At 59.5% G+C, this 17,731-nt stretch carries 15 protein-coding genes; 8 read left to right on the plus strand and 7 right to left on the minus strand.

All coding sequences use genetic code 11. The features are described 5' to 3' along the window. Positions 1 to 29 precede the first annotated feature (29 nt). Positions 30 to 1,316: a murein hydrolase activator EnvC family protein gene (locus tag FJD34_RS20735; protein ID WP_090292771.1), complete on the minus strand. Its 1,287-nt coding sequence runs from the start codon at positions 1,314 to 1,316 to the stop codon at positions 30 to 32. A gap of 258 nt (positions 1,317 to 1,574) precedes the next feature. After that, the gene (gene gpmI / locus FJD34_RS20740; RefSeq protein WP_090292773.1) at positions 1,575 to 3,101 is read right to left on the minus strand and encodes a 2,3-bisphosphoglycerate-independent phosphoglycerate mutase; all 1,527 of its coding nucleotides are present in this window, start codon (positions 3,099 to 3,101) and stop codon (positions 1,575 to 1,577) included. A 151-nt stretch (positions 3,102 to 3,252) separates the two neighbouring features. Here gpmI and FJD34_RS20745 point away from each other — a divergent pair, with 151 nt between their 5' ends. Genes FJD34_RS20745 through secB form a run of 3 tightly spaced genes read left to right on the plus strand, consistent with a single transcriptional unit; the run spans position 3,253 to position 4,452 of the window. Beyond that, the gene (locus tag FJD34_RS20745) at positions 3,253 to 3,666 is read left to right on the plus strand and encodes a rhodanese-like domain-containing protein (protein ID WP_032862282.1); all 414 of its coding nucleotides are present in this window, start codon (positions 3,253 to 3,255) and stop codon (positions 3,664 to 3,666) included. A gap of 1 nt (position 3,667) precedes the next feature. Continuing rightward, positions 3,668 to 3,922: a glutaredoxin 3 gene (gene grxC, locus FJD34_RS20750; protein ID WP_032862280.1), complete on the plus strand. Its 255-nt coding sequence runs from the start codon at positions 3,668 to 3,670 to the stop codon at positions 3,920 to 3,922. Positions 3,923 to 3,966: 44 nt separating this feature from the next. Then, entirely contained in the window at positions 3,967 to 4,452 is a 486-nt protein-coding gene (gene secB / locus FJD34_RS20755) for a protein-export chaperone SecB (RefSeq protein ID WP_065944518.1), read from the plus strand. 172 nt (positions 4,453 to 4,624) lie between these two features. On the opposite strand, the gene FJD34_RS20760 is transcribed toward secB, so the two are convergent. Then, a complete protein-coding gene (locus FJD34_RS20760) occupies positions 4,625 to 5,080 on the minus strand; it encodes a tRNA (cytidine(34)-2'-O)-methyltransferase (protein WP_032862277.1) in 456 nt (151 codons plus the stop codon). Between FJD34_RS20760 and FJD34_RS20765 the strand changes: the two genes are divergently transcribed. Then, on the plus strand, positions 5,079 to 5,519 hold the full coding sequence (locus FJD34_RS20765; RefSeq protein WP_032862276.1) for a hypothetical protein: 441 nt from the start codon (positions 5,079 to 5,081) through the stop codon (positions 5,517 to 5,519). The two genes, FJD34_RS20760 and FJD34_RS20765, sit on opposite strands and share 2 nt — an antisense overlap. Before the next feature lie 344 nt (positions 5,520 to 5,863). Here the strand turns inward: FJD34_RS20765 and ntrC are convergent, their stop codons facing one another. The 3 genes from ntrC to glnA all read right to left on the minus strand — a co-directional run bounded on the left by ntrC (position 5,864) and on the right by glnA (position 10,171). Further along, positions 5,864 to 7,300 carry a nitrogen regulation protein NR(I) gene (gene ntrC, locus FJD34_RS20775; protein ID WP_032862275.1) on the minus strand — a complete coding sequence of 479 codons (1,437 nt, stop codon included), beginning with the start codon at positions 7,298 to 7,300 and terminating at the stop codon, positions 5,864 to 5,866. Next, positions 7,297 to 8,382: a nitrogen regulation protein NR(II) gene (gene glnL, locus FJD34_RS20780; protein ID WP_032862274.1), complete on the minus strand. Its 1,086-nt coding sequence runs from the start codon at positions 8,380 to 8,382 to the stop codon at positions 7,297 to 7,299. Before glnL ends, ntrC begins: the two co-directional genes overlap by 4 nt. A 382-nt stretch (positions 8,383 to 8,764) precedes the next feature. After that, positions 8,765 to 10,171 carry a glutamate--ammonia ligase gene (glnA, locus tag FJD34_RS20785; RefSeq protein WP_032862273.1) on the minus strand — a complete coding sequence of 469 codons (1,407 nt, stop codon included), beginning with the start codon at positions 10,169 to 10,171 and terminating at the stop codon, positions 8,765 to 8,767. Between the two features lie 333 nt (positions 10,172 to 10,504). Here glnA and thiI point away from each other — a divergent pair, with 333 nt between their 5' ends. Together thiI and typA are read left to right on the plus strand one after the other, a co-directional pair. Next, positions 10,505 to 11,959 carry a tRNA uracil 4-sulfurtransferase ThiI gene (gene thiI / locus FJD34_RS20795; protein WP_032862272.1) on the plus strand — a complete coding sequence of 485 codons (1,455 nt, stop codon included), beginning with the start codon at positions 10,505 to 10,507 and terminating at the stop codon, positions 11,957 to 11,959. A gap of 139 nt (positions 11,960 to 12,098) precedes the next feature. Next, the gene (typA, locus tag FJD34_RS20800) at positions 12,099 to 13,919 is read left to right on the plus strand and encodes a translational GTPase TypA (protein WP_024072901.1); all 1,821 of its coding nucleotides are present in this window, start codon (positions 12,099 to 12,101) and stop codon (positions 13,917 to 13,919) included. A 205-nt stretch (positions 13,920 to 14,124) separates the two neighbouring features. On the opposite strand, the gene FJD34_RS20805 is transcribed toward typA, so the two are convergent. Next, entirely contained in the window at positions 14,125 to 14,559 is a 435-nt protein-coding gene (locus tag FJD34_RS20805; protein ID WP_029295922.1) for a YkgJ family cysteine cluster protein, read from the minus strand. Between the two features lie 241 nt (positions 14,560 to 14,800). Here FJD34_RS20805 and FJD34_RS20810 point away from each other — a divergent pair, with 241 nt between their 5' ends. Together FJD34_RS20810 and FJD34_RS20815 are read left to right on the plus strand one after the other, a co-directional pair. Then, complete coding sequence (locus tag FJD34_RS20810) at positions 14,801 to 17,251, plus strand: glycogen/starch/alpha-glucan phosphorylase (protein ID WP_032862270.1); 2,451 nt, start codon at positions 14,801 to 14,803, stop codon at positions 17,249 to 17,251. Between the two features lie 171 nt (positions 17,252 to 17,422). After that, a partial coding sequence (locus FJD34_RS20815) for a helix-turn-helix domain-containing protein (RefSeq protein WP_170233109.1) occupies positions 17,423 to 17,731 on the plus strand: 309 nt, incomplete at its 3' end.

Consider the following 17,731-nt stretch of genomic DNA (forward strand, 5'->3'; position numbering starts at 1 on the left):
TCGAACGAACTCCTAATGTAGATGCGGCCCTATCCTTGGGCGCGACACCATTGTGCAGGGTCGCTTGGGCGGCCCTGCTGACGAATAGCGAAGTACAGCGCCGGGGTGTCCTGGCCGCCACTGTTACCGACAGTGGAGATGGATTCACCGGCTTTTACAACATCACCTGCGGCCTTGAGCAATGTCTGATTGTGGCCGTACAAGCTCAAATAGCCATTGCCGTGGTCAAGAATCACCAGCAAACCGGCGCCGCGCAGCCAATCGGCAAACACCACGCGCCCGCCGTGGACGGCATGTACCTGGCTGCCCGCGGAGGCGCTGATCATCACGCCGTCCCACTTGGTGCGGGTGTCATCGCCACGGGTTTCACCGAAGCGTGCCAGTAGTCGACCATCAACTGGCCATGGAAGTTTGCCTCGGGCAGTAGCAAAAGGCCCGCCAAACGATTCGCCGGCACTGGAAACCAGTGGGCCAGGTGCTGCGCGCGCGGGTTTGCGCGGGGCGTCGGTGGCGACCGCCTCGGCTTCACGCTGGCGCTTTTTTTCTGCTTCCTGCTGGGCGATCAGCGCTTTTTGCCGCGCTTGCTCGGCCTCGCGGGCCTGGCGGGCCAGGGTTTCCTCGATGGTTTTCAGCACTTTGGCCAGGTCGGCCTGGTCCTGCTGGCGCGCCTGGAGCTTGGCGTCCCGGGCTTTTACATCACTGTTGAGCTTGGCGAGTGCCTGCTGGCGCTCCTTGCGCACCTTGTCCAGTTCGTCGCGCTGGGTGTCGAGGCTGCTTTTGTGGGCCAGCAGTTGGCTTTGCTGGTCAGCGATTTCCTGCTCGACATTGGCCAACTGGCGCAGGGTCTCGTTGAAGCTTTTGAGTTGCTCCAGGCGCGCAGTGCTCAGGTAGTCGTAGTAGGTGAGGGTGCGGGCGAATTTTTCTGGGTTCTGCTGGTTGAGCAGCAGCTTGAGGTATTCCTGGCGGCCGTTCTGGTAGGCGGCACGGGCCTGGATTGCGATCAGGCGTTGCTGTTCAACGCGCGCGCTCTGGAGTTTTTTTTTCTCAGCGTCGAGTCGCTCCAGTTCCGACTCGCTTTTCTTTAGTTCTTTTTGCAGCTCCTGGACCTGCTTCTCCAGCTTGCCCATTTCGGTTTCCGTGCCGCGCAGGTCTTTCTGCACCCCGGATTTTTCTTCCTGGAGTTTGCCGAGCAGTTTTTTCAGCTCGGTAATGTCCTGACGCGTAGCGTCCAACTGTTGTTGGGTTTGCGCGCGCTCGTCGGCAAAGGCCGGTTGGAGCAGGCAGACAAGAGCAAGGGTAATCAAGGCGCGAAGCATAGAGGCGGGCGACACCAGGGAAAGGGACGGCCTAGTATGCCCGGCCCACGCGGCAAAAAAAACGTCCAATTCGGGCTGGCGGGCAAGTTAGGCGCCCAGTGGCGCGGGTGTGGCTAAAAGCCATCTTCAAAAACACCACCTACCCATGTGGGAGCGGGCTTGCCCGCGATTGCGTTGTGTCAGCCATGGAAATGTCGACTGATCCGCCGCTATCGCGGGCAAGCCCGCTCCCACATTGTTTGGTGGTGGGTTTGAAAATTAGACCAGGATCGACGTACCGGTCATTTCGACAGGCTTCTTGAGCCCCATCAGCATGAGCATGGTCGGCGCCACGTCTGCCAGCACGCCGCCTTCGCGTACCTTGAAGTCGCGCTTGCCCACATAAATGAATGGCACCGGCTCGGTGGTATGCGCGGTGTGGGCCTGGCCGGTGGATTCGTCGGACATCTGCTCGCAGTTGCCATGGTCGGCAGTGATCAGCGCTTCGCCGCCAACCTTCTCTAGGGCATCGACGATGCGACCTACGCACAGGTCCAGGCATTCCACGGCCTTGATCGCCGCTTGCAGGTTGCCGCTGTGGCCGACCATGTCGCCGTTGGCGTAGTTGACCACGATTACGTCATAACGCTGGTGTTCAATGGCGTCGACGATCTTGTCGGTAACTTGCGGTGCGCTCATCTCTGGCTGCAAGTCGTAGGTGGCGACTTTCGGCGATGGGATCAGGATGCGCTCTTCGCCCGGGAACGGTTCTTCGCGCCCGCCGGAGAAGAAGAAGGTGACGTGGGCGTATTTCTCGGTTTCGGCAATGCGCAGTTGGGTCTTGCCGTTTTTCGCGAGGTAATCGCCCAGCACGTTTTCCAGGCTGCCCGGCGCGAAGGCCGACGGGGCCGGGATGCTGGCGGCGTATTGGGTCAGCATCACGAACTCGACTTTCGGCTGGCGTGCGCGTTCGAAGTCTTTGAAACCGTCATCGACGAACACATGGCTCAGCTCGCGGGCACGGTCGGCGCGAAAGTTCATGAACACCATCGCGTCGCCATCTTCGACTTTCACCGGCTCGCCGATGGTGGTGGCCTTGACGAACTCATCGCTCTCGCCACGGGCGTAGGCCGCTTCCAGGCCTTGCTGGGCGGTGGCGGCGTTGAATTCGGCGTTGCCGTCGACGATCAGGTTGTAGGCCTGGGCCACGCGGTCCCAGCGGTTGTCGCGGTCCATGGCGAAGTAGCGGCCAACCAGGCTGGCGATACGGCCCTTGCCGAGCGCGGCGAAGGTCGCGTCCAGCAGCTCGATGGACGATTGCGCGCTTTTGGGCGGGGTGTCGCGGCCATCAAGGAAGGCGTGCAGGTAGATCTTCTCGGCGCCGCGCTTGAAGGCCAGTTCGGCCATGGCTACAAGGTGGTCCTGGTGGCTGTGCACGCCGCCGTCGGACAACAGCCCCATGAAATGTACGGCCTTGCCGGCGGCAACGGCTTTATCCACCGCAGCGCAGATGGTCGGGTTCTCGAAGAACTCGCCATCGCGGATGGCTTTGGTCACGCGGGTGAAGTCCTGATACACCACTCGTCCGGCGCCCAGGTTCATATGGCCGACTTCGGAGTTGCCCATCTGCCCGTCCGGCAGGCCGACGTCCATGCCGGAACCGGAGATCAAACCATTGGGCACCGTGGCGCACAGGCGGTCTAGAACAGGCTTGTTCGCCGCGAATACCGCGTTGTCGTGGGGGTTTTCACTGTGACCGAAGCCATCGAGAATCATCAGGACCAAAGGTTTAGGCGTGGTAGTCATAGATCCTCTCGCGGCGGTATTAAAGGAAGGCGATTGAAAAGTGAGTGGCAGTTTAAAGCGAAGTTCCGATGCCGTCACCGCTTTACGGGGCTTGGCCCCCCATGACGGCTGTGTATACTTACCGCCATTTTAACGCCCTGGAACCTCCTTGATGGTTGATCACCTGATTGCATTTGCTACCTCTCACTATCTGCTGGTCGGTGCCTTCGTCGTACTGCTGGCGCTGCTGATTGCTCATGAAGTGAGCCGTGGCGGCCGTAGCCTCAGCACGGGCGAGCTGACCGCGCTGGTCAACAAGGACCAGGCCGTAGTGGTTGACCTTCGTCCGGTCAAGGATTTTGCCGCCGGTCACATCGTTGGCGCGCTGAATATTCCCCAGGACAAGCTGATCGCCCGCATCGCCGAGCTGGAAAAGCACAAGGCCAAGACCATTATCCTGGTCGACGCCCAAGGCCAGCACTCCGGCGGCCATGCTCGCGAACTGATGAAAAGCGGTTTCACCGCGGCCAAGCTGTCGGGTGGTATCTCCAGCTGGCGCGCCGATAACCTGCCGTTGGTGAAGTGATATGAGCCAGGTTGTCGTTTATTCCAGCGATTATTGCCCCTATTGCACGCGAGCCAAGCAGTTGCTCCAGAGCAAACAGGTTGCCTTCGACGAGATCAAGGTCGATGGCAAGCCCCAGGTGCGTGCCGAGATGGCCCAGAAGGCGGGGCGCACTTCCGTGCCGCAGATCTGGATCGGCAGCAGGCATATCGGTGGATGCGACGACCTGTTCGCCCTGGAGCGCGCCGGTAAACTGGATGCGCTGCTTCACGTCTGACTCCAAAAACCTAAAAGACCCCAAGATCAAGAAGGATCTGCGAGATGACTGACCAACAGAACACCGAAGCGGCAGCAGAAGAGGCTCAAGGCCCACAGTTTTCCCTGCAGCGTATCTACGTGCGTGACTTGTCGTTCGAGGCCCCTAAAAGCCCGGCGATCTTCCGCCAGGAGTGGACTCCAAGCGTTGGCCTGGATCTGAACACCCGTCAAAAGCAACTGGAAGGCGACTTCCACGAAGTCGTGCTGACCCTGTCGGTCACCGTGAAGAACGGTGAAGAAGTGGCGTTCATCGCTGAAGTGCAACAGGCCGGTATCTTCCTGATCCAGGGCCTGGACGATGCGTCCATGAGCCACACCCTGGGCGCGTTCTGCCCGAACATCCTGTTCCCGTATGCCCGCGAGACTCTGGACAGCCTGGTCACCCGTGGTTCGTTCCCGGCGCTGATGCTGGCCCCGGTGAACTTCGATGCCCTGTACGCGCAAGAGCTGCAGCGCATGCAACAGGAAGGCGCGCCGACGGTTCAGTAAGCCTTCGATGCATAAAAAAGCGCCATCACAGGCGCTTTTTTTATGCACTGCTAACGCCTGTAGGCGCGAGCTTGCTCGCGAAAAGCGTCAACGATGACGCAGCGCTATTAGGTCGCCCACGTCGCCTGTTGGTTTTTCGCGAGCAAGCTCGCTCCTACAGGGAGAAGGGGGGTTACTTGAAGCCGAGCTGGCGCCAGCCTTCGTAGACGGCAACGGCCACGGTGTTGGACAGGTTCAGGCTGCGGCAGCCCTCGCGCATCGGCAAACGCAGGCGCTGGCCGTCAGGCAGGGCGTCGAGTACCTCGGCCGGCAAGCCACGGCTTTCCGGGCCGAACAGGAAGGCGTCCCCCTCGGCAAAGCTGGCATCATGAAACGGCCGCGAACCTTTGGTGGTGAACGCAAACAGCCGTGGATGGCCCAGGCTTTCCAGGCAACTGGCAAGGTCGGCGTGGCGTTGCAGGGTGGCGTATTCGTGATAGTCCAGGCCTGCGCGACGCAGGCGCTTGTCGTCCATCTCGAAGCCCAGCGGCTCGATCAAATGCAGGTGGCAGCCACTGTTGGCGCACAGCCTGATAACGTTGCCGGTATTCGGCGGAATTTCTGGTTGAAAAAGGATGACGTGAAACATGCACGGCTCCGAAGGTAAAGATGCAGCGCATTCTACCCCTGAAGATGATCCCAGGCCGCAGCTATTGCCCAGAGTCTTGGGCTCACTGGCGATTGTCGGCCTGATGGTGGGCCTGATGATCGGTCGCCTGACCACCCCGGACCCGGTTGAGCTGCTCCAGGTGGAGCCTGCAACCGATGGCCTGGTGGTGTGGTTCAACAGCGAGCCGAAGCTGCACGGCGAACATATCGACGGCACCGTGGCGCTGCTGTTCGACGCGCTGGGTACGGCCCAGGCGGGACAATTGAAGGTCAATGACAAGGATGTGAACTGGCGGGTGCGCAAGGCTGACAAAGGGTTGCTGCTGAACCTGGTGGCGGCGCGGCCGCTGCGCGGGGAATGGTCGGGCAAGGCGGTCGATGACCGCTGGCGGCTGGAGATCCATCTCCTGGAGCAATAAAAGAGGGAGTTCCCGGCCTGCCTGTACCAGGGCTCCCAAAACGGTGTGAAGCTTGAATTAAAGAGGGGATTCTCGGCCTGCCTGTACCAAGGTCCCCGAAACTGGGTAGTACAAGGGTTATTGCAGGGTGCGTGCCAGAGTTGGCTGAGGGTGCAAAAAATCTTATCCAGAAAGCGAAAAGCCCCGATTTACGGGGCTTTTGTGTTTTCGGCGTTCAGGATTTATGTGAAAACGACCCTGGGTTTGTGCGCGATGCCGGTTCGCGGTGCGTTGAAGCGGTGCACGATCCCGCGACAGGATGAAGATCCCACAGGGGGGATCTTCAGTGGCCTGGAGGGCTGTGCTCAGCCCTCTTCTCCCTCGTCATCCTCCCCGCCATCAACCTTCATCCCCAATTCCTTGATCTTGCGGGTCAAGGTGTTGCGGCCCCAGCCCAGCAGCACGGCGGCGTCACGCCGGCGGCCGGCAGTGTGCTTGAGGGCGGTCTCGATCATGATCCGCTCAAAGGTTGGCACGGCGCTGTCCAGCAGGCTCGACTGGCCACGGGCCAAAGCCTGGTCGGCCCATTGACGCAGGGCTTGTTCCCAGTTGGTCACCGGCGCCGAATCCTGCGGCAGGCTCAACAACTCGGGTGGCAGGTCGCTGATATGCACTTCGCGCCCGGACGCCATCACCGTGATCCAGCGACAGGTGTTTTCCAGCTGGCGCACGTTGCCTGGCCACGGCAGGTTCTTCAGGTATTCCTCGGTTTCCGCCTTAAGCAACTTGGGCTCCACCGCCAGCTCCTGGGCCGCGCGGCTGAGGAAGTGACGGGCCAGGGTCGGGATGTCTTCGCGGCGGTCCGACATCCGTGGAATATGGATGCGGATCACGTTGAGGCGGTGGAACAAGTCTTCCCGGAACTTCCCGGCGTGTACCAGGGTTTCCAGGTTCTGGTGGGTCGCGGCGATGATCCGCACATCGACCTTGACCGGCGTGTGGCCACCCACGCGGTAGAACTCACCGTCAGCCAGCACCCGCAGCAGCCGGGTCTGGGTATCGGCCGGCATATCGCCGATTTCATCCAGAAACAGTGTGCCGCCATCCGCCTGTTCAAAACGGCCACGACGCAGGTTGGCCGCGCCGGTAAACGCGCCTTTTTCATGGCCGAACAGCTCGGACTCCATCAGGTCCTTGGGGATAGCCGCCATGTTCAAGGCGATGAACGGCGAGGCGGCCCGTGGGCTGTGACGGTGCAGGGCATGGGCGACCAGCTCTTTGCCGGTGCCGGACTCACCGTTGATCAGCACGGTGATGTTGGAGTGGCTCAAGCGCCCGATGGCGCGAAACACTTCCTGCATTGCCGGCGCTTCGCCGATGATCTCCGGGGTGCGGGTCAGTGTGGGCACGACGGCCTGGCCCTGCTGTTCCTGGGCGTGCTGGTTGGCGCGCTTGACCAGCGCCACCGCTTCATCGACATCGAATGGCTTGGGCAGGTATTCGAAGGCACCACCCTGGTAGGACGCGACAGCGCTATCGAGGTCCGAGTGCGCGGTCATGATAATCACCGGCAAGCGCGGATGCTGCTCGCGGATCCGCGCCAGCAAGTCCAGGCCACTGGCGCCGGGCATGCGGATATCGGAGATGATCACATCAGGCTGCTGGCGTGCCAGGCGGCTCATCACCCCGTCAGCGCTGTCGAAGCTCTGGGTGGTCATGCCTTCCTGTTGCAAGGCTTTCTCCAGGACCCAGCGGATGGAACGGTCGTCATCGACGATCCAGACAGTTTCACTACGGCTCATGTCGATGGGGCTCCTTGTTCCAGTGGCAGAAAGATCGAAAAGGTCGTGTGGCCGGGATGGCTGTCACATTCGATCAAGCCCTGGTGCTGGCTGATGATGTTCTGGGTAATGGCCAGGCCCAGCCCGGTACCGTCCGGGCGGCCGCTGACCATCGGGAAGAAAATGGTTTCCTGCAGTTCGGCCGGGATGCCCGGACCGTTGTCGATGATCTCGACCTTGGTCACCAGGCGATGGCGCACGTGGCCGATGGTGAACTGGCGCAGGGCGCGGGTGCGCAGGCTGATGCGGCCCAGACGCAGCTCATTCTGGCTGCTGATGGCCTGCATGGCGTTGCGCACGATATTGAGTACCGCCTGGATCATCTGCTCGCGGTCGATCAACACGTCGGGAATACTCGGGTCATAGTCGCGCACCAGGGTGATGCAGCCCTGGCTTTCGGCCTCCACCAACTGGCAGACGCGCTCCAGCACTTCATGCACATTGGTCATCGCCAGCGACGGCAGCTTGTTGGAGCCGAGCATGCGGTCCACCAGGTTACGCAGGCGGTCGGCTTCCTCGATGATGACGTTGGTGTAGTCCTTGAGGTGCTCATCCGGCAGCTCGCGGGCCAACAACTGTGCGGCGCCGCGAATCCCGCCCAGGGGGTTCTTGATCTCGTGGGCCAGGCCGCGCACCAGCATCTTGCTGGTTTCTTGCTTGGACAGTTGCGCCTCTTCCTTGGTGATCCGCAGCAGGCGATCACGGGGGTGGACTTCCAACAGCAGCAGGGTCGCACCTTTGCTCAGGATCGGCGTGACCGCGTAATCAACGGTCAGGGTCTGGCCGGTGAGGGCGGTGAGCATCGCTTCGCGCTTGGTGAACGGGTGGGCTTGCTCCACGGCCTGGCGCAGCGAACTCAAGGCCTCGGCGGACTCGGTGAACAGCTCGCTGATGAATTGTCCATGGCTGCGCTGACCGCTGATGGCCAGCAGCATCTCTGCCGCGGGGTTCATGTACTCAAGGCGCAATTGGTCATTGAGCAGGATGGTCGCGGTGGTCAGGTTGTCGAGTAGCAAGCGGTGCAGTGCGTCGCTGATGGTCATTAGGACCTCTTTTGGAGCAAGGCGCGGGCTTGAGGCTCACGCTGATACCAGGAAAATGCAAAAACCAAACCAAGGCTCCGAAAAGAAGCGTAAATGCCCTGAAATAAGGGCTTGAGGCGCGAAACAATGGCGCTCTGCCAGCCAGTTCGGGAGATTTCGACCCAAAATGGGTTGGCCTGTGGGCGTGGGTGCAACCTATCGCACCAATATAGTGCGAATCACTGCATTCTGTTCATCGATCAAATATTTCCTGAAAGCACCCAATCAAACTGTAGGGGCTGGCTTGATGGGGTTTGCAAAGGTGGATCGTCATTATTCCAGGCAAAAAAAGACCTCCCGAAGGAGGTCTTTTTGTCACGCCACGTTAAGCAGCGCTACCGGATCAGCAGCTGTAGTACAGCTCGTATTCCAGTGGGTGTACGAAGGTGCGGACCTTGATTTCTTCTTCGCTTTTCAGGGCGATGTAGGCATCGATAAAGTCGTCGCTGAACACGCCGCCTTTGGTCAGGAACGCACGGCCCTTGTCCAGCTCTTCCAGGGCTTCTTTCAGGCTGCCGCACACTTGTGGGATTTCCTTGGCCTCTTCAGGCGGCAGGTCGTACAAGTTCTTGTCGGCGGCGTCGCCTGGGTGGATCTTGTTCTGGATGCCGTCCAGGCCAGCCATCAGCAGTGCAGCGAAGCCCAGGTACGGGTTGGCTGCTGGATCCGGGAAGCGGGCTTCGATACGGCGAGCACGCGGGCTGGACACGTAAGGAATACGGATCGAAGCGGAACGGTTACGAGCCGAGTAGGCCAGCATTACCGGTGCTTCGAAACCTGGGACCAGACGCTTGTAGGAGTTGGTCGACGGGTTGGTGAAGCCGTTCAGGGCCTTACCGTGCTTGATGATACCGCCGATGAAGTACAGGGCGGTGTCCGACAGGCCGGCATAACCTTCGCCAGCGAAGGTGTTCTTGCCGTCTTTGGCGATGGACAAGTGAACGTGCATACCCGAACCGTTATCGCCGTACAGAGGCTTAGGCATGAAAGTAGCGGTACGGCCGTAGGCAACGGCAGTGTTGTGTACGCAGTACTTCAGGGTCTGGACTTCGTCAGCCTTGGCTACCAGGGTGTTGAACTTCACACCGATTTCGTTCTGGCCGGCAGTGGCCACTTCGTGGTGGTGCACTTCGATGACCAGGCCCATGTCTTCCATGGCGTTGCACATGGAGGTACGGATTTCGTGGTCGTGGTCGAACGGCGGAACTGGGAAGTAGCCACCTTTGATGCCTGGACGGTGGCCATGGTTGCCGCCTTCCACGTCCTGGTCGGACATCCACGAACCTTGTTCGGAGTAGATCTTGAACATGGAGCCGGAGATGTCGGACTTGAATTTGACTTGGTCGAAGATGAAGAATTCTGGCTCCGGGCCCACGAATACAGTGTCACCGATACCGGTCGACTTCAGGTATTCCTCGGCACGCTTGGCGATCGCACGTGGGTCGCGGTCGTAGCCTTGCATGGTCGAAGGCTCGATCACGTCGCAGACGATGATCAGGGTCGACTCTTCGGTGAATGGGTCGAGGACTGCAGTGGAGTCGTCCGGCATCAGGATCATGTCGGAGGCTTCGATGCCTTTCCAGCCAGCAATGGAGGAGCCGTCGAACATTTTGCCTTCTTCGAAGAAGGCGTCATCCAGCGCGTCGCGAGCCGGCATGGTCACGTGGTGCTGAGTGCCTTTGGTGTCCGTGAAGCGCAGATCAATCCATTTAACGTCATGATCTTTGATGAGTTGAACCGACTTCGACATAGTGTCCTCCGGGTGGCTTCGGGCTTGGGTAGTGGAGTAGCCCTTAGAATGTGGGTGATGCCGGCGCGGATAGTCCGCCATGGCAACCTGCCTCACAAGAGAGCAAATTGCATGCCAGTGCCCCGACATGGGTTTTTTGCCTCAAAATCGCCCCTATAAAGGTGCAAACCGTCAAAACGGCAAAAATAGCGCACTGCAATGTAGCGCAATCCTCTGCAAATGCACCTGTTTGGTGCGCTGCATGCCGTTTGTATATTAACTGGTTAAACCTTGAGCTATTTCCGCTATAATCCGCGCCCCCCTTTTTCGGCTGGCCCTGTGCGCGCTGTTTCCATGAAATTAATCGTTAAAGTCTTCCCCGAGATCACCATCAAGAGCCGACCGGTACGGATGCGTTTCATCCGTCAATTGGCCAAGAATATCCGCGCCGTGCTCCGTGACTTGGACCCGGCTGTGGTGGTGAATGGTGTGTGGGACAATCTCGAACTGGAAACCCGCGTTACCGACCCTAAAGCCTTGAAAGATATGACCGAGCGCCTGAGCTGCATGCCGGGCATCGCGCATTTCCTGCAGATTGACGAGTACCCGCTGGGCGATTTCGACGACATCACCGAGAAGTGCAAGCAGCACTACGGCGCCCAGCTGGCGGGCAAGATTTTTTCCGTGCGTTGCAAGCGTGGCGGCAAGCACCCGTTCAGCTCCATGGACGTCGAAAAATACGTCGGCAGCAAGCTGCGTCGTGAGTGCGGCGCCGCTGGAATTTCGCTCAAAGAGCCGCAAATCGAAGTTCGTATCGAAATTCGCGACCAACGGTTGTATGTGATCCACAGCCAGCACAACAGCATCGGCGGCTACCCGCTGGGCGCGCTGGAGCAGACCCTGGTATTGATGTCCGGTGGTTTCGACTCCACCGTGGCGGCCTACCAGATCATGCGCCGCGGCCTGATGAGCCACTTCTGCTTCTTTAACCTGGGCGGGCGTGCACACGAATTGGGCGTGATGGAAGTCGCGCACTATATCTGGAAGAAGTACGGCAGCTCCCAACGTGTACTGTTTGTCAGCGTACCGTTCGAGGAAGTCCTGGGAGAAATTCTCGGAAAAGTCGATAACGGTCATATGGGCGTCGTATTGAAGCGTATGATGTTGCGCGCAGCGTCGAGAATCGCCGACCGTCTGCAAATCGAAGCGCTGGTGACCGGCGAGGCGATTTCCCAGGTCTCCAGCCAGACCCTGCCGAACCTGTCTGTGATCGACTGCGTGACCGACAAGCTGGTATTGCGCCCGCTGATCGCCAGCCACAAGCAGGACATCATCGACCTGGCCAACGAAATCGGCACCGCGGATTTCGCCAAGCACATGCCAGAGTACTGCGGGGTCATCTCGGTGAACCCCAAGACCCATGCCAAGCGCTACCGCGTGGAGCATGAAGAGAAAGAATTCGACATGGCGATTCTGGAGCGAGCGCTTGAGAACGCCAAACTGGTGCCGATTGATCGTGTAATCGATGAACTGGGCCAGGATGTGCAGATCGAAGAAGTCAGCGAGGCCCTGGCCGGCCAGATCGTCATCGACATCCGTCACCCGGATGCCGCTGAGGATGAGCCGCTGGAAATCGCTGGCATCGACGTGCAAACGCTGCCGTTCTATGCACTGAACGCGCGTTTCAAGGAACTGGATAACAGCCGTCAGTACCTGCTGTATTGCGACAAAGGCGTGATGAGTCGCCTGCATGCCCACCATTTGCTCAGTGAGGGGCATGCCAATGTGCGCGTTTATCGACCGAGCTAAGAGCCCGGGGCTGTTTGCCTGTGGCCTGCGTCACCGGCCCCCCGACTCTGCCGTCAAGCTGTAACGGCAAGGCCTGACTCTACTGTTAATCGCTGCCACGACCTGTCAGCACACCGAATCCTCTGATCGAGATACACAAGTGATCGAAAATCTACGTAACATCGCCATCATTGCCCACGTTGACCATGGTAAAACCACCCTGGTAGACAAACTCCTGCGTCAATCCGGCACCCTGGAGCGCAACGAGCTCAACGACGAGCGCGTGATGGACTCCAACGACCAGGAAAAAGAGCGCGGTATTACCATCCTGGCGAAAAACACCGCCATCAACTGGAACGGCTACCACATCAACATCGTGGACACCCCGGGCCACGCCGACTTCGGCGGCGAAGTTGAACGTGTAATGTCGATGGTTGACTCCGTTCTGCTGCTGGTTGACGCTCAAGACGGCCCTATGCCGCAAACCCGTTTCGTGACCAAGAAGGCTTTCGAAGCCGGCCTGCGTCCGATCGTGTGCATCAACAAGGTTGACCGTCCAGGCGCGCGTCCGGACTGGGTTCTGGACCAGATCTTCGACCTGTTCGACAACCTGGGTGCTACCGAAGAGCAACTTGATTTCCAAGTGATCTACGCTTCGGCCCTGAACGGTATTGCCGGTCTGGAACACACCGCCATGGCGGAAGACATGACCCCGCTGTACCAGGCGATCGTTGACCACGTGCCACCACCGAAAGTTGACCGTGACGGTCCGTTCCAGATGCAAATCTCGGCACTGGACTACAACAGCTTCCTGGGTGTTATCGGCGTTGGCCGTATCGCTCGTGGTAGCGTCAAGCCGAACACCCCGGTTGTGGCTATCGGCGCCGACGGCAAGAAGCGCAACGGTCGTATCCTCAAGCTGATGGGTCACCACGGCCTGCACCGTATCGACGTTGAAGAAGCTTTCGCCGGCGACATCGTTTGCGTGAGCGGCATGGACTCGCTGTTCATCTCCGACACCCTGTGCCAGCCGGACACTGTCGAGGCGATGAAGCCTCTGACCGTTGACGAGCCAACCGTTTCCATGACCTTCCAGGTAAACGACTCGCCTTTCTGCGGTAAAGAAGGCAAGTTCGTGACTTCCCGTAACATCAAGGAACGTCTGGACAAAGAGCTGCTGTACAACGTTGCTCTGCGCGTTGAAGAAGGCGACTCGGCTGACAAGTTCAAGGTTTCCGGCCGTGGTGAGCTGCACCTCTCGGTACTGATCGAAACCATGCGTCGCGAAGGCTTCGAAATGGGCGTTGGTCGTCCGGAAGTGATCATCCGTACCGTTGACGGCGTGAAGCAGGAACCGTTCGAGAACGTCACCATCGACACCCCGGAAGAATCCCAGGGCAAGGTGATGGAAGAGATGGGCCTGCGTAAGGGCGACCTGACCAACATGGTGCCGGATGGCAAAGGCCGTGTGCGTCTGGAATACAACATCCCTGCTCGTGGTCTGATCGGTTTCCGTAACCAGTTCCTGACCCTGACCAACGGTGCTGGCATCCTGACCTCGATCTTCGATCGCTACGACACCATGAAGTCCGGCGATATGTCCGGCCGTCAGAACGGTGTTCTGGTATCGGTAGAAACCGGCAAGGCGCTGACCTACTCCCTGGAAACCCTCCAGGCGCGTGGCAAGCTGTTCGTTGAACACGGTCAAGAGATCTACAACGGCCAGATCGTTGGTTTGAACAGCCGTGACAACGACATGGGCGTCAACCCAACCAAAGGCAAGAAGCTCGACAACATGCGTGCTTCGGGTAAAGACGAAACCATCGCCCTGGTTCCACCTGTTCGCTTCACCCTGGAACAGGCCCTGGAATTCATCCAGGACGACGAGCTGTGCGAAGTGACGCCGAAGTCCATCCGTCTTCGTAAGAAGATCCTGGACGAAGGCGAGCGTACCCGCGCTGCCAAAAAGGCCAAGAACTGATACTGGGTTCTAGCTGAATAAAAACGCCCCCGGTCGAAAGGCCGGGGGCGTTTTTTTATGCCTGCAATATTTGCAGTGGCTGTGCCGGCCCCTTCGCGAGCAAGCCCGCTCCCACACTTGACCTCATTCATCCTGAAAAAACGCGGTCGAATGTGGGAGCGGGCTTGCTCGCGAAGGCGCTAGTTCAAGCAATAAAGAACTTGGATCAGAACTTGTCGAGGGTCTTGAACTTGGTCTCACGCACCACTTCCTTGGGCTTGTACGCGCAATACCCCGGCCGTGGCCCGATCTTCGGGTGGTTACGGCAGGTATCCGGGCGCTTGTCATAAATAGTGCAGAAGCGCGTCTTACGATCCAGGTACAGGCAGTCGTTGTTGCTCATGCGCTGCAGGGTAAAGATCTCGGATTTGGAGTTGAAACGCTCGACGATGCCTTCCTTCTGCAAACGCTTGGCGATGTTCTTCGGCGGGTCACCGCGCTCGAATTCGTCGACGATGCCAATGCGGATCAAATCCTTGATCTTCACCTCAACCGGCAGGGTGCAGCAGTTGGACGTGCAGCCGCCGCACATGTGGCTGGAGTATTTCTGCCACGTTTCGAGACGGTCGAGTTCCGCGGCGGCGATCAGTTGAGGCTTCATCAGGTTTCCAAGAGGGGCTTTGTCCGGGCGCGCGATCATACCGGGATTGGTGATTTTTTGAACAATATTTTGCGGGTTTCGGCTCAAAGGCTGATTCGCTGCCTGAGTTGGGCACGGCCCCTGCATCTAATTCCTGCGCCAGGCAATCAGTGAAAAAACTGCCGAACCGTCAGCCATGCCGTTTGTCAGACCGTCTAGGCTCTAGGATTTCCCTTCTTCTATCTCGCCCGAGGTCGCACCGATGTCTCAGGAACCGCTTGTACGAGAAGCAGAGGTAGCCGCATTTCGCGATGCCGTCTTGACCAAACTCACTTACGCGGTGGGCAAGGATCCCGATCACGCCTTCGACCACGACTGGTTCGAAGCCATCGCCCTGGCGGCGCGCGACCATATGGTCGATCACTGGATGGACCATACCCGGCATATCTACCGGCGCGGGCAGAAGCGGGTGTATTACCTGTCCCTGGAGTTCCTGATTGGCCGTCTGCTGTTTGACAGCCTGAGCAACCTCGGCCTGCTGGAGGTGGCGCGCGAAGCTCTAGGCGAGTTGGGCGTGGACCTGGAGCGCATTCGCCTGCTGGAGCCCGATGCGGCCCTGGGCAACGGTGGCCTGGGCCGCCTGGCCGCGTGCTTTATGGAAAGCATGTCGACCCTGGGTATCGCCGGCCATGGCTATGGTATTCGCTACGAGCACGGCCTGTTTCGCCAGGCGATTGTCGATGGCTGGCAGCAGGAACAGACCGAACGCTGGCTGGATTTCGGTAACCCCTGGGAGTTCGAGCGCGCCGAGGTGATTTACCCGATCGGCTTTGGCGGCAGCGTCGAGACTGTGCTGGATGCGTCCGGCAAATCAATCCAGGTCTGGACGCCCAGCGAGACCGTGCGCGCAGTGGCCTACGACACTCCGGTCGTTGGCTGGCGCGGTGCCAGCGTCAACACCTTGCGCTTGTGGCGTGCGCGGGCCGTGGAAGACCTGCACCTGGAGCGCTTCAATGCCGGCGACCATTTGGGCGCCGTGGCCGAAGTGGCCCGTGCTGAAAGCATCTCCAGGGTGCTTTACCCGGCCGACAGCACCGAAGCAGGGCAGGAATTGCGCCTGCGCCAGGAATACTTCTTCGTTGCCGCCTCTTTGCAAGACTTGCTGCGCCGCCACAAAAACATGCACGGCTCGGTACTGAGCCTGGGTGAACACGCGGCGATCCAGCTCAACGACACTCACCCGTCGATCGCCGTGGCCGAATTGATGCGCCAGTTGGTCGATTTGCACGATATCGCCTGGGATGCGGCCTGGCAGGTCACCGTCGAGACGCTGTCCTACACCAACCACACCTTGCTGCCCGAAGCCCTGGAAACCTGGCCGGTGGGCCTGATGGAGCGCATGTTGCCCCGGCACATGCAGATCATCTACCTGATCAACGCCCAGCACATCGACTCGCTGCGGGCCAAGGGCATTCACGATTTTGACGTACTGCGCGCCGTATCGCTGATCGAGGAAGACAACGGCCGCCGCGTACGCATGGGCAACCTGGCGTTTCTCGGTTCCCATAGCGTCAACGGCGTTTCCGGCCTGCATACCCAATTGATGCGCAGCACGGTGTTTTCCGAACTGCACAAGCTCTACCCCGACCGTATCAACAACAAGACCAACGGCATTACCTTCCGCCGCTGGCTGTTCCAGGCCAACCCCAAGCTCACCGCGATGCTGGTGGAGGCCCTCGGGCCGGACATTCTCGACAACATGGAACAGCGCCTGGTAGAGCTGGAAACCTTCGCCGAGAAAGACGCCTTTCGCAAAGCCTTCGCCGAGCAGCGCCTGCACAGCAAGCGGGTGCTGGCGGACATCATCCACGAGCGCCTGGGCATTTCGGTCAACCCGGCGGCGATGTTCGATGTGCAGGTCAAGCGCATCCACGAATACAAGCGCCAGTTGCTCAACCTGCTGCACACCGTCGCCCTGTACCAGGCGATTCGCGCCGAGCCCGAAGTGGACTGGGTGCCACGGGTGAAGATCTTCGCCGGCAAGGCAGCGGCCAGTTATCACCAGGCCAAGCTGATCATCAAGCTGACCAACGACATCGCCCGCACCGTGAACAACGACCCGACCGTGCGTGGCTTGCTCAAAGTGGTGTTCCTGCCCAACTACAACGTCAGCCTGGCAGAAAACATCATTCCGGCGGCCGACCTGTCGGAGCAGATCTCCACCGCAGGCTTCGAGGCCTCGGGCACCAGCAACATGAAGTTCGGCCTCAATGGTGCGCTGACCATCGGCACCATGGACGGCGCCAACGTCGAGATGCACGAACGCATCGGCGGCGAGCACATGTTCATTTTCGGCCTGAGTGCCGAGCAGGTCGAAGCACGCAAACAGGCCGGAGAATTTAATGCCAGCCCTGATATTGCCGCCTCCCACCGCCTGAACGACGTGCTGCAAGCGATCCGTGGCGGGGTGTTCTCGCCGGACGATCCGGGCCGTTATGTGGGGCTGATCGACTCGTTGATCTACTACGACCGTTTCCTGGTGTGTGCCGACTTTGATTCCTACTGGGACGCCCAGGCGCGGGTCGAGGCCCATTGGCATGATTCCAAGGAATGGTGGCGTTCGGCGGTGCTCAATACCGCACGCACGGGTTGGTTCTCCTCGGACCGCACCATCCGGGAATATGCGACCGAGATCTGGAAAGCCTTGGACTAGACGGCGCAAAGCGAGGTGTGACGGGCTTGTGTGGGAGCTGGCTTGCCTGCGATGCAGGCGCCTCGGTGTATCAGTGACACCGAGGGGATGCTATCGCAGGCAAGCCAGCTCCCACACAAGTGGACTGCCCCCAAGAAGTTGGACACAAATCCAATTTCTTGGGGTGTTCACATGAGCAAGTATTCAGATCAATTCAAGCTCACCGCTGTTCAGGCCTACCTGGAGGATGGCAAAGGGTTCAGAACAGTCGCTCAGCGATTTGCAGTGGACTTCAGCCTGCTGCGGCGCTGGGTCTGCGCGTTCCAGAAGCATGGTCAGTTCAGCCTGCGCAAACCAGGCCAGCGGTACAGTGCGACCTACAAGCGCTCAGTCCTTGAGTACATGCACAAGCATCAGCTTTCCTCGCGCCAGACCGCCGCCCATTTCGGCCTCGGTCAGTCCTCGCAGATAGGCATTTGGGCACGGCAGCACTACAGTGGG

Source organism: Pseudomonas brenneri, assembly GCF_007858285.1.
GTDB classification, from domain to species: domain Bacteria; phylum Pseudomonadota; class Gammaproteobacteria; order Pseudomonadales; family Pseudomonadaceae; genus Aquipseudomonas; species Aquipseudomonas brenneri.